General features: G+C 66.1%; 13 protein-coding genes and 1 pseudogene. 6 read left to right on the forward strand and 8 right to left on the reverse strand.

The annotated features are described in order from the left end of the window. Positions 1-63 precede the first annotated feature (63 nt). The 3 genes from ggt to ACSQ12_RS10490 all read left to right on the forward strand — a co-directional run bounded on the left by ggt (position 64) and on the right by ACSQ12_RS10490 (position 3,629). Positions 64-1,890, forward strand: coding sequence for a gamma-glutamyltransferase (gene ggt, locus ACSQ12_RS10480; RefSeq protein ID WP_436065359.1), 1,827 nt, complete (start codon positions 64-66; stop codon positions 1,888-1,890). Between the two features lie 272 nt (positions 1,891-2,162). After that, positions 2,163-2,543, forward strand: a complete 381-nt coding sequence (locus tag ACSQ12_RS10485; protein WP_011691855.1) for a VOC family protein — start codon at positions 2,163-2,165, stop codon at positions 2,541-2,543. A gap of 117 nt (positions 2,544-2,660) precedes the next feature. Continuing rightward, entirely contained in the window at positions 2,661-3,629 is a 969-nt protein-coding gene (locus tag ACSQ12_RS10490; protein WP_436065360.1) for a D-2-hydroxyacid dehydrogenase family protein, read from the forward strand. A gap of 152 nt (positions 3,630-3,781) precedes the next feature. Here ACSQ12_RS10490 and ACSQ12_RS10495 read toward each other — a convergent pair. Beyond that, a pseudogene (locus tag ACSQ12_RS10495) lies at positions 3,782-3,982 on the reverse strand (LysR family transcriptional regulator); the annotation flags it as partial. A 54-nt stretch (positions 3,983-4,036) separates the two neighbouring features. Between ACSQ12_RS10495 and ACSQ12_RS10500 the strand changes: the two are divergent. Next, positions 4,037-5,194, forward strand: a complete 1,158-nt coding sequence (locus ACSQ12_RS10500; RefSeq protein WP_436065361.1) for an alanine racemase — start codon at positions 4,037-4,039, stop codon at positions 5,192-5,194. Here the strand turns inward: ACSQ12_RS10500 and ACSQ12_RS10505 are convergent. Genes ACSQ12_RS10505 through ACSQ12_RS10515 form a run of 3 tightly spaced genes read right to left on the reverse strand, consistent with a single transcriptional unit; the run spans position 5,181 to position 9,416 of the window. Then, on the reverse strand, positions 5,181-6,713 hold the full coding sequence (locus ACSQ12_RS10505) for a carboxyl transferase domain-containing protein (RefSeq protein ID WP_436065362.1): 1,533 nt from the start codon (positions 6,711-6,713) through the stop codon (positions 5,181-5,183). The two genes, ACSQ12_RS10500 and ACSQ12_RS10505, sit on opposite strands and share 14 nt — an antisense overlap. A gap of 2 nt (positions 6,714-6,715) precedes the next feature. Continuing rightward, positions 6,716-7,963, reverse strand: a complete 1,248-nt coding sequence (locus ACSQ12_RS10510; protein WP_436065363.1) for a CaiB/BaiF CoA transferase family protein — start codon at positions 7,961-7,963, stop codon at positions 6,716-6,718. 52 nt (positions 7,964-8,015) lie between these two features. Continuing rightward, positions 8,016-9,416: an SLC13 family permease gene (locus ACSQ12_RS10515; RefSeq protein ID WP_209745011.1), complete on the reverse strand. Its 1,401-nt coding sequence runs from the start codon at positions 9,414-9,416 to the stop codon at positions 8,016-8,018. A gap of 135 nt (positions 9,417-9,551) precedes the next feature. Between ACSQ12_RS10515 and ACSQ12_RS10520 the strand changes: the two genes are divergently transcribed. Then, positions 9,552-10,259, forward strand: a complete 708-nt coding sequence (locus ACSQ12_RS10520; RefSeq protein ID WP_436065364.1) for a FadR/GntR family transcriptional regulator — start codon at positions 9,552-9,554, stop codon at positions 10,257-10,259. Here the strand turns inward: ACSQ12_RS10520 and ACSQ12_RS10525 are convergent. The 4 genes from ACSQ12_RS10525 to ACSQ12_RS10540 form a co-directional block, all read right to left on the reverse strand. Further along, positions 10,256-10,390: a hypothetical protein gene (locus ACSQ12_RS10525; protein WP_436065365.1), complete on the reverse strand. Its 135-nt coding sequence runs from the start codon at positions 10,388-10,390 to the stop codon at positions 10,256-10,258. The genes ACSQ12_RS10520 and ACSQ12_RS10525 overlap by 4 nt on opposite strands. 168 nt (positions 10,391-10,558) lie before the next feature. Beyond that, a complete protein-coding gene (locus ACSQ12_RS10530; RefSeq protein ID WP_436065366.1) occupies positions 10,559-11,167 on the reverse strand; it encodes a hypothetical protein in 609 nt (202 codons plus the stop codon). An 80-nt stretch (positions 11,168-11,247) separates the two neighbouring features. Continuing rightward, positions 11,248-12,105: an SDR family oxidoreductase gene (locus tag ACSQ12_RS10535; RefSeq protein WP_436065367.1), complete on the reverse strand. Its 858-nt coding sequence runs from the start codon at positions 12,103-12,105 to the stop codon at positions 11,248-11,250. A gap of 152 nt (positions 12,106-12,257) precedes the next feature. Next, positions 12,258-13,196, reverse strand: coding sequence for a LysR family transcriptional regulator (locus tag ACSQ12_RS10540; protein ID WP_209744999.1), 939 nt, complete (start codon positions 13,194-13,196; stop codon positions 12,258-12,260). Positions 13,197-13,437: 241 nt separating this feature from the next. Here ACSQ12_RS10540 and ACSQ12_RS10545 point away from each other — a divergent pair, with 241 nt between their 5' ends. Next, the gene (locus tag ACSQ12_RS10545; RefSeq protein WP_436065368.1) at positions 13,438-14,556 is read left to right on the forward strand and encodes a PrpF domain-containing protein; all 1,119 of its coding nucleotides are present in this window, start codon (positions 13,438-13,440) and stop codon (positions 14,554-14,556) included. Positions 14,557-14,562 lie beyond the last annotated feature (6 nt).

Raw genomic sequence — 14,562 nt, forward strand, 5'->3', positions numbered from 1 at the left:
CACTCCGGGGCGGAGTAACGTGACCATCACCCCACTCCGCACCACCCTGACTCGGGAGCAACCATGCCTAAGGTGAGACGTCGAATTGCCGCCATCACGGCGGCCCTGGCCATGAGCGTTACGAGCGGGGCGGTGATGAGCCCCGCTTTTGCAGATCCTCGGGAAACTGAAAAGAACCCGACCGCCACAGGCTACGGCGGCGCAGTCAGCACCGTGGACCCCGAGGCCTCCGCGGCGGCGATCGAGGTGCTGCGCAAGGGCGGCAACGCTGCGGACGCCGCGGTGGCCGCCGCCGCGACCCTGGGGGTGACCGAGCCGTACAGCGCCGGAATCGGCGGTGGCGGCTACTTTGTTTTCTACGACGCGAAGACCGGCGAGGTCGGCACCATCGACGGCCGTGAAACGGCACCGGAAGCGATGCCCGGCGATGCGTTCATCGACCCCACGACAAGCAAGCCCTACAACTTCACGCCCGAGCTCGTCACGAGTGGCGTATCGGTCGGCGTCCCGGGCACGCCGGCCACCTGGGAGCGCGCGCTCGAGCGCTGGGGCACGCTGGATCTTGGTGACGCCCTGAAGCCCGCCATCAAGGTTGCGACCCGCGGATTTGTGGTGGACGAGACGTTCCGCCAGCAGACTCTCGACAACAAAGACCGCTTTGCAGCCTTCACATCCACCAGCGACCTGTTCCTCCCGGGCGGCGACGCTCCCGCCGTCGGCAGCGTTTTCCAGAACCATGACCTGGCCGCGACGTATCGCCTCCTCGCCAAAAAGGGCACTGACGCCTTCTACGGCGGCGCGCTCGCGGAGGAGATCGTCTCCGCGGTGAAGGCCCCGCCGAAGACGGCCACCACGGCGCTACCTGTTCCGGTCGGCTTCATGGAGACGGAGGACCTGGCAGCCTACGAAGCCCTGGACCAGGATCCCACGCACGTGGAGTACCGGGGACTGGATGTGTACGGCATGGCTCCGTCAAGCAGCGGCGGCACCACCGTGGGCGAAGCGCTGAATATCCTGGATCCGTCCAACCTTTCTGCGATGTCGAAACCTTCCGCCCTGCACCACTACCTCGAGGCGAGCGCGCTGGCCTTTGCGGACCGCGGCAAGTATGTGGGCGACCCCGCTTTTGTAAACGTCCCCACCGAGGAGCTGACTGATCCGCTATTCGGCAAGGAGCGTGCATGCCGGATCAACCCGACGGAGGCGGCCATGAAGCCCGTCGCCCCGGGAGACATCGCGTCCTACGACGGCGCATGCCCGGCCGCCGCTGCGGCGCCCGCTGACGAGAAGGACACTGAGAACATCTCCACCACCAACATGACGGTTGCCGACAAGTGGGGCAACGTGGTGGAGTACACGCTCACCATCGAGCAGACCGGCGGCTCCGGAATCGTGGTGCCGGGGCGCGGGTTCCTGCTCAACAACGAACTGACCGACTTCTCCACCGTCTACAACCAGGAAGACCCCAACCGGATCCAGCCGGGGAAGCGCCCGCGCTCCTCGATGTCGCCCACGATCATCCTGAAAGACGGGGATCCGTTCCTGGCCCTCGGTTCGCCCGGCGGATCGACCATCATCACCACTGTGCTCCAGACCATCCTGAACCGGGTGGATCTTGGCATGGATATCTCGGACGCGATCGCGGCGCCGCGGGCAGCACAGCGCAACACCGCCAATGTCACGGCTGAGCCCGCATTTATCGACGCCTACGGGGCGGATCTGACAGCGCTCGGTCACAAGCTGGTACCCGCAGGGGACGCCTTTACCTCGGCGGCGGAAATCGGTGCGGCGACGGCGATCGAGTTCAAGCCGAACGGGCGCATGGTTGCTGCGGCTGAGCCTGTGCGGCGCGGCGGCGGCTCGGCGATGGTGGTTAAGCCGTCACGGTGAGTGGTCTCTAAGGAGGCCGGCGGCGGGAGCGAATCCCGCCGTCGGCCTTCATTTCACTGCCTATATCCGCGAGGCCGAAGTGCGGCCATAATGACGATATGAACGCGGGGGAGACCCCTGGGCCGGCCGTGACAAGCTGCGACGAGGCCTCCCCGGCAACCGTCCCGGTGCACCGCCAACGGCCGGGAGCCGGCGCGAGCCGGCATAGCCGCCCCGCAGGCGCCGCCTTCGGGGCGGGCATCTCGATCGCTTCAAAATCAGGAGAATTCGACATGCTCAAGGAACGTGAAATCGCCGCGGTCCTCCCTGCCAAGGACATCGCCCGGGCACGTGGCTTCTATCGTGACGTCGTGGGTCTGGACGACCCGGAGGTCATGGACGACGAGAATGTGATGTACCGCTGCGGCAATGGAACAACCTTCCTGCTGTACCAGACGGACAACGCGGGCACCGCAAAGAACACCCAGATGGGCTGGATGACGGACAACATCGAAGCCGAGGTCGAGGAACTGCGGGGACGCGGTGCCACTTTCGAGGAGTACGACTTCCCGGGGCTGAAAACTGAAAACGGCATCGCCACCAACGCCGTAGGCAAAGCCGCGTGGTTCCTGGATACGGAGGGCAACATCCTCAACATCTTCCAGCGCGCGTAACCGAACCGGTGGCCCCGACATCCCAATGCGGGGCCACCCCTATGTTCACTCCGGTACGGCCTGTGACGGTAGCCTGACAGCAGTGACCGCACGCTGCCTACGCCGAAGGATCCGTACATGCGCCTCGCCATATTGGACGATTACCAGTCTGTCGCCCGGGATTACGCGCCCTGGGAGCAGCTTGCAGCCGACGGCGTCGACGTCACGTTCTTCACCGAGCCGTTCCGGGACGACGCGAGCACGGCGGCCGGCCTGCGCGGCATGGACATCATCATTGCCATGCGGGAACGGACTGCCTTCGGACGTGGGCGCCTGGCCCAACTGCCTGACCTGAAACTGCTGGTGACCACCGGAATGGCGAACCAGTCCATTGATCTTCGGGCAGCAGAGGAGCAGGGCATCGTAGTGTGCGGGATAGGCGGCTCCCCGACCGCGGCACCGGAACTGACGTGGGGGTTGCTGCTCGCGCTTGCCCGCAGTATTCCGTTCGAAGACCGGAGCCTGCGCGAAGGCCGCTGGCAATCCACCGTCGGCTTTGAGCTAGCCGGCAAGACCCTGGGAGTGCTGGGCCTGGGCAAAATCGGCCGCCGGGTTGCCGCGTACGGACAGGCGTTCGGGATGGACGTCATCGCATGGAGTCCCAACCTTACCGACGAGGCCGCCGCAGAGGCTGGCGTCCGAAAAGTCAGCCAGGAGGCACTCTTCCGGGATTCGGACGTGGTCTCGGTGCATGTGCGGCTCTCGGAACGCTCGCGGGGCGTCGTGGGCGAACAAGAGCTCCGCCTCTTGGGGCCGCGGGGTGTGCTGGTCAACACCTCCCGCGGACCCTTGGTCGACGAAGATTCCCTCGTCCGTGCACTGAACGAAGGCTGGATCGGCGGAGCCGCTCTGGACGTGTATGACCTGGAACCGCTTCCCGCAGGCCACCGCCTATTGTCCGCACCACGGACCGTCCTGACACCGCACCTGGGCTACGTCACGGAGCAAAGCTACCGGGAGTTCTACGGCGGCGCTTTTGAGGATGTGCAGGCCTGGCTCCGTGGAACTCCGATCCGGCTGCTGACGGCTGCTCCCGCTGCCAGCTAGGAGGGCCGTGCCGATGTCCTGGCCGATCCGCCGGAGCAACGCGGTGGAAAGCCCCGCGTCCTTGGAGGAATCCTGGTCGGTGTACTCGGCCAAGGTGTAGACCCGGGTAAGGGCCATTTCCGGCCACCGCTCCCGGGGGAGGAGCGAACGTCTGGCGACAGCGATGACCGGCCGGCCTCGCTGAGCACCGCACGGCGGCCGATTCGGTGGAAGAGCGGCACGCCGAGGTCCTTCTCCAGTCCCGCGATGGTCTGGGACAGCGAGGGCTGGGCGATCAGGAGGTGCTCTGCCGCCCGGTTGAATCCGTCATGGTCAACAACGGCCAGGAAATACTTCAGCTTTCGTGTGTCCACTCCGGCCCTTTCGCGAATTTGGAACTGGCAGCCTACGCCCGTGACAATCGACCCATGCCCTATCCGCAGCTCAGGCTCAATGCCGATGCCCTCGAAAACAATATCCGTGTCATGGCCTCCTGGTGCCAGGAACGGCAGGTCGATCTTGCACCGCACGTCAAGACAACCATGTCCGCGCCGATCATCAGCCGCCAGGTGGCGGCAGGGGCAGTCGGCGTAACGGTTGCCACCGTGGACCAGGTCGCTTCTGCGCTGGGCTGGGGGCACCAACACGTCCTCATCGCCAATGAGGTGGTCGACCGGGGCGGCCTCACCCGCATCCGGTCTTGGCTGGAGGAGGATTCTACGCGCGAGATCCGCTGCTTCGTGGACTCCGAGGCGGGCATCAACGCCGCGGCGAAGGTGTTCGGCGCCGATGGCGGCGTTCCGCTGGAGGTGCTGATCGACGTCGGGACGCCGGGCGGACGCACGGGCGTACGCAACCTCCAGGAGGCCGTAGAGCTCGCCGGGCTGGTCCATGCCGCGCCCGGCCTCAGGCTCGTTGGAGTCGCCGGGTACGAGGGCGTCGTGCCCAACAGCAGGGCGGAAGCGACCATCGCAGCCGTTGACCGGCACTGCCGGCTGGTGCGGGACGTGTACCTGGAGGTTGCCCCGTTCTTCGAAACGTCCGCCCCCGTCTACTCCATGGGTGGATCGGCATTTCCGGACCGGGTGGCGGAATTCCTCCCGGACGCCGGCCAGGTGCCCGGAACACGGCGGCTCCTCCGGTCGGGTTGCTACGTCACCCACGATCACGGCACCTACGCCGGTGTCAGCCCGGTGCCGGGACTGATGCCCGCGCTGACCGTCCGCGCCGTGGTGCTCTCCACCCCAGAAGAGGGAATCGCCGTCGTCGGGGCCGGGAAACGGGACCTTCCTTACGACGCCGGACTGCCGATGGTTCTGGCTGCCCGCACCGCTGATGGTGCCCCGAAGGCCGGGGCGGCCGCTGTGGTGCGCAACCTCTACGACCACCACGCCGTCCTCACCGGGGTGACCGGCCTGGCGGTTACGGACGTGGTGGACTTCGGGATATCCCACCCCTGCTCCGCCTTCGACCGCTGGCCCGAATACGTCCTCACCGACGGAGACGGACGGGACCTCGATGTTTGGCACACGGATTTCCATCGGTCATCTTTGGAAAGTTTCCGCCCGGGGATCACCCGGCGGTAAGCCCGCCCAGGTTCCGGTACTTTTCCAGCCTCCGCGGGAGCAGTTCGCCGACCCCGACGGAGGACAACGTGGCGAGTTCGTATTCGATGGCCTGCCCCAGCCGCCGGCAGAACGCCCTTCCCTCAACGGCAGCGTCGCTGTGTCCTGCGTCCCCGCGTTCGTCCACGATGTGCTCCACCAGTCCGTTGGCGTACAGGGCGGCAACGTTGACGCCCTGTGCTTCGGACATGGCCGGCGCGAAATCGGTGCTGCGGTGGACGATGGCGCTGGCGCCTTCAGGCGGCAGCGGAGACAGCCAGGCGTGCTGAGCGGCAATGGTGCGGTCCGCGGGCAGGAGGGCCAGCGCCCCGCCGCCGGCACCCTGGCCCAGCAGAACCGAGACGGTGGGGGAGTTCAGCCCGATCATGTCATGCAGGGACCGGGCAATCTCGCCGGCCAGCCCGCCTTCCTCGGCCTCCTTGGACAGCGCCGCGCCGCCGGTGTCAATGACCGTCAGCAGCGGCAAACCGAGCTCCTCGGCCAGCCGCATGCCGCGACGGGCCTCGCGGAGCGACGCCGGTCCCATCGCAGTCTGCTGCGACGGCCTGGGCCGGGTGTGGCCGATGACCACGCAGGACTCCTGGCCGAAGCGGGCCAGGGCAAGCTGCAGTCCGGGGTCCTTTTCCCCCTGACCGGTGCCGTTGAGGGGGAGCACATCGCGGGCGCCGTAGGCGAGCAGTTGGCGCAGGTCCGGCCGCCGCGGATTTCGGGAGATTTCGATCGATTCCCAGGCACGGGCATGCGACGGTCTGACTGAAAGGGTCTTCGGCGGCTCAATCCGGCCGTGCGGGCCGGTGACCAGAATGCTGAGGGCGCGGTCCACGACGTCGGACAGCTGCGAGGGCGGGACCACCGCATCGATCAGGCCCTTGTCGAAAAGGTTCTCCGCCACCTGCACGTTCTCCGGAAACGGCGTGCCGTAGAGGGCCTCGTAGACCCGCGGCCCCAGGAAGCCGAGGAGGGCCCCGGGCTCGGCCACAGTGATGTGGCCGAGGGATCCCCAGGACGCCATAACCCCTCCGGTGGTGGGGTGCCGCAGGTACACGAGGTAGGGCAGGCCGGCCTGGCGGTGGGCGCGGACGGCGGCACTGATTTTGACCATGGACAGGAAGGCGATGGTTCCTTCCTGCATCCGGGTTCCGCCCGACGCCGGGCCCGCCAGGAGCGGCAGGCCCTCACGGGTTGCCCGTTCGACGGCGGTGACGATGCGTTCCGCGGCTGCCTGGCCGATGGAACCGGCGAGGAAGCGGAATTCGCTCACGATGACGGCTACGCGCCGGCCGCGGATGAACCCTTCGCCGGTGAGGACGGATTCATCCACGCCGGTCTTAGCGCGGGCGGTCGCCAATTCCTGCCGGTATTCAGGACCGGGATCGGGGTCAACCACCGGGGCATCCCAACTTCGGTAGGAGCCGGGATCCAGCACAGCGGTGATGAGCCCGGCGGCGTCCAGATGCCTGGCTTTCTGTTCAGTCAGCATGTTCAGTGCCCTTTCTGCTCCGTGCCGGCGGCAGTGCCTTTTGTACCGGCCGGCAGCAGCCCCAGCCACTGCCGGATCTCCTCCCCGTCCTGGTCCAGCAGGGGCGGCGCCGTGTGCGTGGTGAGGGTCGTTTCTGCGGTGTCGGCAGTGCTGAAGAACCGCAGCGGCGGACCGGGCAGGCTCACGTTCCCCAGGATCTTGTGGTCGACGTCGATCATCAGGCCCTGCGAATGCACCTGCTCCCAGGCGTACACCTCGTCCAGGGTGCGGACCTTGCCGGCCGGGATGCCGGCGTCGTTGAGTTTGGCGAGCAGATCCCCGGCTTCGTAATCGGAGAACGCCTGCTCCACCTCTTCGATGACTTTCTCGCGGTTGCGCACCCGGTCCGCGTTGCTGGCGAATTCGGGACGCGCTGCGTCGATTCCGAACGTGGAAGCGAACGTTTTCCACAGTTTTTCGCTGCCCACGCTGATCTGGACCCGTCCCTGCCGGCAGTGGAACAGTCCGTAGGGAGCGATGGAAGGGTGGTGGTTGCCCTGCGCCTTCGGGACCTCGCCGGCAACAGTCGCCCTGGTGCCCTGGAATGCGTGCACGCCGATAAGAGCGGCCAGCAGCGAGGTGCGGACGATCTGCCCCTGCCCGGTCCGCTCGCGCTGCAGCAGCGCCGCCAGGGTCCCGAACGCGCCATACATGCCCGAGAGGAGATCGGCGATGGGAACACCCACCCTTTGGGGGTCGTCCGGTCCCGAACCGGTCAGGGACATCAGGCCGGCTTCGCCCTGCAGGATCTGGTCGTAACCGCTGCGCCGGGATTCAGGCCCGTCGTGACCGAAGCCGGTGATGGACAGGATCACCAGTGCCGGGTTCAGTGCGTGCATTTCCGCGGCGGAGAAGCCCAGCCGGTCCAGGACGCCGGGGCGGAAGTTCTCGATGACCACGTCGGCGCGTTCCAGCAGTTCGCGCAGGACTGTCCGCCCGTCGTCGTTCTTCAGATCCAAAGCGATGGATTCCTTGTTCCGGTTGCAGGACAGGAAATAGGTCGCCTGCGGATCGTCCTCCGGGCCGACGAAGGGCGGGCCCCAGCCGCGCGTGTCGTCCCCGGTGCCGGGGTTCTCCACCTTGATGACGCGGGCGCCGAGGTCGGCAAGCATCATGCCTGCGTGCGGGCCTGCCAGGGCGCGGCTCAGGTCCACCACGAGGTAGCCCGACAGGGGACCCTCTGCCTGGGGAGTGGATTCAGTGCTCTTCATGGTGTTCCTTCTCTACTTCTAGGTGCCTGGGTTGCTGCTGTTGCTGGCCGGCCTACAACCAGCCCGGTACCACCATGACCAGCCAGGCGATGGCCGGCCCGGCGACGACGACGACGCCGCTGTAGGCCAGGATCTGCTTGTAGAACCTGTCCTTGTCCACGTCTTCGGGGGCATTGGCCAGCACCAGGGCGCCATTGGTGGAGAAGGGGGAGACATCAACGATCGTGGAGGCGACGGCGAGGGCGGCGATGACGCCCACTGCACCGATTTCGCCGGTGGCCAGGAACGGAACAGCCAGCGGGATGAGGGCCGCCAGGATGGCGGTGGAGGAGGCGAAGGCTGAAACGATGCCGCCGATGTAGCAGATGAGCAGGGCAGCCAATAGCGGCATGCCGAGATGGGCAACGCCGTCGGATACGAATTTGATGGTGCCGGCTTCCTCGAGGACGCCCACGAAGGTGAGCATGCCGCAGATGAGCAGGACGGTGGACCAGCTGATCTTGTTCACAGCGCCCTTCTGGGCGGCAGGGGACACGAGCGCCAGCACGATCGCGATCGTGATGGAGACGAAGCCCACGTCAACCTTGAAGCCGAGCGAGATGACAGCGAGGGCGATCAGGCCCAGGATCGTGACGAGTTGCGGCACGTTGGCGCGGGCTCCGTTCGCGGGAGCCGCGGCGTCGCCTGCTGCGGGGGTGCCGGAGCCGCCCGAGGTGCCCTTGGCCGAAACGCCGGCGGGGGAGATGTCAGAGCCGGATCCCTGGAGGGTCACGCCGGCTGCGCGGGCGCCGACGCTGACGGACATCCGTGTTTCGGCGGCCTGTTCCACCACCCGGCCGGCCTTCGTGGAGCGGAACTTGTTGCCGCCGAGGACGAGGGACAGCACCACGGCAATGGCAAGGTTGAAGAAGAAGCTGGCCAGGAAGATGGCCATGGGGCTGGCTTCCAGGTCGGTCTTGGCGATGATGCCGTTGACCGTTACGCCGTATACGGCGATGGGCGAAAAGCCTCCTGCCTGGGCGCCGTGGATGACCATCATGCCCATCATGAGCGGATTGATCTTGTGTTTCGCGGCAAAACTCAGAGCGATCGGAGCGATGATGGCGACGGCGGCCGGTGACAGCGCACCGACGGCGGTGATCAGCGCCGTGATGGCGAACATGACCCAGGGGATCAGCGCCACTTTGTTGCCAACCAGCCGAACGGCGCCCCGGACCAAGAGATCGATGGTGCCGTTGTTCTGCGCGATGGCGAAGAGATAGGTGACGCCGACGATAGTCAGGAATAGACCGCCGGGGAAGTTGGCAAGGATGTCGTTGGTGGACATTCCGAGGACGACCGACCCCAGCAGGAATGCCCCCACGAATGCCAGGGCGCCCATGTTGAGGGGCAGCACCGTGGCCAGCAGGAACATCACCGCCAGGATGATGATGGAAAGGACGGGAGCGGACATCGTTGTTCCTCCGGATCATGGGGTGGATGTGTGAGCTGGATTACTGGCTCACTGGCCTAGCCTCCTAGACACTAGGTGACTTTGTCAATAGTTCTTCGGTAGGCTAGGCACAGGACATCGCCGGAAGGACGCGCCGTGCCAAAGAAAGCAGCAACGCAACAAATCTCTCGGGTCTCCAGGCCCCGGCTCTATGAGCAGCTCGTCGAGCAGCTCATGGACTTCATTGAGACCGCCCAGCTGGGTCCGGGAGATACCTTGCCCGCAGAGCGTGAGCTCGCCGAGCGGCTTGGGGTCTCGCGCGCCACCCTGGCGCAGGCCTTGGTGGCACTGGAAGTGCTCGGGGTGATCGATGTCCAGCACGGCACGGGGGCGGTGCTGGTCTACCGTCCCAACGTCCCGTCCGTCATCAAGGGGCTGCGCGAGCACCGCAGCCGGCTGCCGGAGATCGTTGAGGCGCGCAGCACCCTCGAGGTCAAGCTTGCCGAGCTGGCCGCTTCCCGGCGCACCGCCGGGGACATGAAAGCCATCGACAAGGCGCTCGTTGCAATGGCTGAAGAGGTGGCTTCGGGCAGTCGGGGTGCGCACGGCGACGAGCTGTTCCACCAGGCCGTGACCGCTGCCGCACACTCCGCGGTGCTGGCCCAGTTGATGACATTCATCGCCGGAATGGTCTTGGAAACGCGGCTTGAGTCGCTTGGTCAGCCAGGGCGCCCGGAGCAATCGCTCGCGTCACACCGGAAGATCGCCGAGGCAATCAGGGCCAAGGACTCGGCCGCGGCTGCCGCTGCAATGCTTGAGCACATCGAGCTCGTCTCCGATGTTGCACTGCTGAAGAATTCCTAAACCGGCCCCGATCCGCCGCCGGCGCTGCGGTGCCGGCAGGTGGTGTCGATGGCGTGCATGATCCGGTCGCCAATATCACCAAAGTGCCGTGGCTGTGGCTTGGTGAGGGGATCGAAAACGAGGTTGCGCACGGCTTCGATGTGACCGGGTGCAGTTTGACCACCTTTGCCCGGCCCGGGTCCGGCCGGGGGCCTCGGAGAGTCCCGCGAGCACCATGTACTCAAAATGGCGCGACGTGGACGTTCTGCTCGATCACTCGACGGTGACTGTTGACCCGATTCGAGCAGGCGGGCCGGGGTCTACTCGGCCTTGGGTTTACGATTCCCGCGTTCTGAGCCGGGCAGCAACTGACGATTCCTGATCCGTGACTGGCCGAATCGAATCGGCAGCCGTTCAATGTCCCAGGATCCGCTGCCGTACGTCTTCGGGCTGCCGACGGCAACGTGCGGCGTCCAGTGCGGGGACCTGTAACCGAGGGCGCGGGAGCTGAGGATAAAGTCATCGACGTTGTCCACCAGCAGTTTGTCCAGTAACTCGTGCAGGGCCTGGACGAGACGTACCTGGTACTCGTGGACCTGCTCCGGGACGTCCACTTCCAGGCCCGAAACGCGGCCCCCGCCCAGGGGGATCAGCCGCTCCGAGGTGCCGGAAAAATCGTCCAGCACGGGCAGGCCATCCAGCCAGGTAACGGTGGTGCCGGCGGCTGCAGCAACGCTTGTCATGCCTTTGGTCCACTCGCAGATGTCCCGGGCAAAGTCCTCCAGAACCCCGAGGTGCAGCAGGGTCAGATGCAGCCCCTGCTGCCTGCGAAGGGCGCGGACATAACGGCCGAGACCCTCGTAGTCCGAAGGGCCGGATCCGATGCTGAGCACCGGCGCCTCCACTGTGATGCGCGGAACCGTGTTCATTCCGGCCCTCCCGACCATGCTGGCTGTTGGCTGTGGTTGCCATTATCCGCCGGGGCGGGCGTTCATGCAGCCGAAGCTCCTCAGGCGGCGAACGGGCGCAGGCCGTCCACCAGGGGAGTGGTGGGCCGCCCGGCCAGCCGGGCGAGGTCGCCGGTGGTGAGGGCCAGTGCGTCTTCGCGGATATTGCCGTCCAGGGCGGCAAGGAACCCGGCTGTTGCCGGGTCAAGGCCGGCAGCCTCCAGCGTGCTGGCGTGCTCGGCTGCAGATACCGAGCGATATGTGACGGGGCGCCCAAGGACCGTGGAGAAGGCTGACGCCAGTTCCTCATAGGTCCAGGCGTAGTCGCCGGACAGTTCGTAGGTGCTGTTGTCATGTCCGGTGGTGGTCAGGACGGCGGCGATGGCGGCGGCGTAGTCTGCGCGGGTGGCGCTGGCCACGCGGCCCTCCCCGGCGCTTCCGAGCAGTGTTCCGGTCTCGCGGGCCGCGAGCAGGGCGTCGGCGTAGTTCTCGGTGTACCACCCGTTGCGCAGGAAAGTGTACGGGAGTCCGCTGGCGAGGATGTACTCCTCGGCTTTGACGTGGTCCGGCGCCAGAATCACGGGGGTGGTGTCGGCGGCCAGGACGCTGGTGTACAGGATGCGGGCAACCTTGGCCCGTGCGGCCGCATCGATGACGTTTTCATGCTGCGCCGCCCGGCTCTGGATGTCGTTGCTGGAAATCAACAGCAGGGTGTCGCCTTCGGTCAGCGCCGCCTCAATACTGGCCGGGTCGTTGTAGTCCACGGCCGCGGTTTCAACGCCGTGCCCCGCCAGCTCCGTGAGCCGGCCGGCCGACCGGCCTGCGGCCACGATCTGTGCGGCCGGGACACCGCGGCTCAAAAGTTCCTGGACGACGAGCCGGCCCAGCTGGCCGGTGGCTCCTGCAATAACAATGGACATGGGATTCTCCTTGGTTGCCGGGCGCCCGATCGGCGCGCCTTCTGCAATGGCCAACCGCCCTCGAAAGGAAACAATTCCAGTGCCGGATGACGCACTTTGAAGTGCAATAGGCACCTTCAGGTAAGTGTCGTCTTCAGCATGACCCGAACCAACTAGAGATAATCGCCTGCCCGTTCGCGGGCGATCTCCAACAGGGTGGAGTGGAAAGCGACCTCTGCGGGAGCGTAGACCTTGTCCTCGCGCTGCGCCAGCAGTACCCGGCGCAGCGGGGCCGCATCACCCAGGCTCAGCACTTTCACGTCGGGATGCTGGAGGGCCACGGCCGTCTTGGGCACCATGGCCACGCCCATTCCCACGCTGACCATCGCCTGGGCCTCCTGGTAGTCGTTGGCCAAAAAGGCAATCTCCGGTTCGAACCCGGCGTCGTGGGCTGAACGCTGCAGCACCTCCACCACAGGGTGGGCCTCGGCGCGCACGATCCAGGACTCGTTGCGCAGGTCCTCCATGCTGACCTGCTCCCGGTCGGCGAGTCGGTGGCCGCGGGCCACCAGGATCACGGTACTTTCCCGGAAGACCTCTGTGACTCGGACGGAATCGTCCCGGAACGGATTCCAGGGGTAGTCCCAGAGCAGGCACAGCCCCGTGACCCCTGACTGCAGATCTGCCACAAGTTCATCGAAGCGGGCGCTCCGCACAGAGAGGCTGATGGCAGGGTAGCGCTTCTTGAAAGTCCGGATGACGACGGGCAGGAAAGATCCGGCAAGGGTTGGGAAAGTGCCAACGGTCAGGGACCCGCGCTTGAGGCCGGCAAGCTGGCCGAGATCGGACCGGGCAGCCTGCATCTGCCAGACGATCTTGCGGGCATGGCCAGCCAGCATCTGTCCGGCCTCGGTGGGCACCACCCCGCGGGACCGGCGGTTGAGCAGCGGCTGCCCCACTTCTTGTTCCAGCTTGCGCAACTGCTGGGAGACGGCTGAGGGCGTGTACATCATGAGCTCGGCCGCGGCGGTGATGGAGCCCTGCTCAACTACCTCCAGCAGTAGCGCCAGCCGCCTGATGTCGAATAATTCCTGACCATCATCGTTAAGCAACGCTTCACCCTTCTTCGAATTTGGTTCATTCCCTGCCAGAACAGGCCCACTGCCCTGCTAATCGGGCCGGTTTCCTGGCGTAAGGAGAATGAGGGGAGGGAAATTGCCCCTCAAAACCGTATGAATTAAGTAATTCTACATCCCTCTTCAAAAGTCCGACATTGTCTAAAATTGTGATCTGGCTCAATCTCGTTTCAGGACCTCAATCAATATTTGAGGCACGAGGAGGAGCGGTAACAGCATGAAGATCGAAGCCCAATGGATGCGCGGAGGGACCAGCAAGTGCTGGGTTTTCGAAGCGGAGCATCTTCAGGAGAGCGGCACCAGCCTCGACGTACTGTTGCCCCGGCTGTTCGGCAGTCCCGACCCGCGCCAGATCGACGGGGTCGGCGGGGCGACGTCGACCACCAGCAAAGCGATTATTCTGCACCGGCCGGTCAGCGACGACGTCGATGTTGAGTACACCTTCGCCCAGGTGGGGATCGAAGAAGCCGCTGTGGACTGGGGCAGCAACTGCGGGAACGGCTCTGCGGTCGTGGGTCTGTATGCCATCGAGAAGGGGTGGGTGCTCCCGAAGGGAGACGTGACCCGGATCGTCACCCGCAACACCAACACCAACCAAATCATCGTCCAGCGGGTGGCCACGCCTGCCGGCGCCCTGGCCTCCGTTCCGGAGGCCCGGATGCCCGGCGTGCCCTTCCCCGGCCACGCGGTGGGGCTCGGCTTCCAGGACCCTGCCGGCAAGACGACCGGTGCACTGCTGCCGACCGGCGCGGTCACTGACACCATCAACGCTGGCGGAACCCGTTGGACCGTGTCGATGGTCGACGCCGGAGCGCCTGTGGTGATGGTCCTCGCCGAGGAGCTGGGCCTGGATCTGGACAGGTACGACAACTGGGGCGCTGCGGTGGAGCTGCAGCTGGATACCCTGGAGCAAATCCGGCGGCAGGCGGCGGTGCGGATGGGGCTGGTCCGCACTGCGGCCGAGGCAGCCCGCGCAGTCCCCAAGCTCGCCATCGTGGGCGCACCTGCGCACGCCGACCCCGGCTGCGACGCCAACGTCATGATGCTTTCCATGGGCAAGCCCCACCCGGCCCTGGCCATCACCGGAAGCATTGCCTTGACCCTGGCCGCCCGCACCACCGGCACCGTGCTGCACACCATCACCGGCGGCACGGTGGCGACAACGCTCCGGCTGCGTACCCCGGCCGGGTTGATCGAGACGTGGAGCGAGGAACACAACGGGCGCATCCTCATAGGCGTGGACCGCACGGCCCGCACCATCGCCACCACCACCATCCATCTCCCCGAGGTTCCCGGCAGCGCCGTCGCTGCCGCCCTCGCCGGAGCCACCCGCTAAAGGAGA

The organism is Arthrobacter sp. LjRoot14 (genome assembly GCF_964253905.1).
Classification (GTDB): Bacteria; Actinomycetota; Actinomycetes; order Actinomycetales; family Micrococcaceae; genus Arthrobacter.

What these genes read in the sequence shown, in the direction of transcription:
- ACSQ12_RS10485 (WP_011691855.1), top strand. Translation starts at nt 2,163, where the DNA reads ATGCTCAAGGAACGTGAAATCGCCGCGGTCCTCCCTGCCAAGGACATC.
- ggt (WP_436065359.1), top strand. Translation starts at nt 64, where the DNA reads ATGCCTAAGGTGAGACGTCGAATTGCCGCCATCACGGCGGCCCTGGCC.
- ACSQ12_RS10515 (WP_209745011.1), bottom strand. Translation starts at nt 9,416, where the DNA reads ATGTCCGCTCCCGTCCTTTCCATCATCATCCTGGCGGTGATGTTCCTG.
- ACSQ12_RS10490 (WP_436065360.1), top strand. Translation starts at nt 2,661, where the DNA reads ATGCGCCTCGCCATATTGGACGATTACCAGTCTGTCGCCCGGGATTAC.
- ACSQ12_RS10500 (WP_436065361.1), top strand. Translation starts at nt 4,037, where the DNA reads ATGCCCTATCCGCAGCTCAGGCTCAATGCCGATGCCCTCGAAAACAAT.
- ACSQ12_RS10545 (WP_436065368.1), top strand. Translation starts at nt 13,438, where the DNA reads ATGAAGATCGAAGCCCAATGGATGCGCGGAGGGACCAGCAAGTGCTGG.
- ACSQ12_RS10535 (WP_436065367.1), bottom strand. Translation starts at nt 12,105, where the DNA reads ATGTCCATTGTTATTGCAGGAGCCACCGGCCAGCTGGGCCGGCTCGTC.
- ACSQ12_RS10530 (WP_436065366.1), bottom strand. Translation starts at nt 11,167, where the DNA reads ATGAACACGGTTCCGCGCATCACAGTGGAGGCGCCGGTGCTCAGCATC.
- ACSQ12_RS10505 (WP_436065362.1), bottom strand. Translation starts at nt 6,713, where the DNA reads ATGCTGACTGAACAGAAAGCCAGGCATCTGGACGCCGCCGGGCTCATC.
- ACSQ12_RS10510 (WP_436065363.1), bottom strand. Translation starts at nt 7,963, where the DNA reads ATGAAGAGCACTGAATCCACTCCCCAGGCAGAGGGTCCCCTGTCGGGC.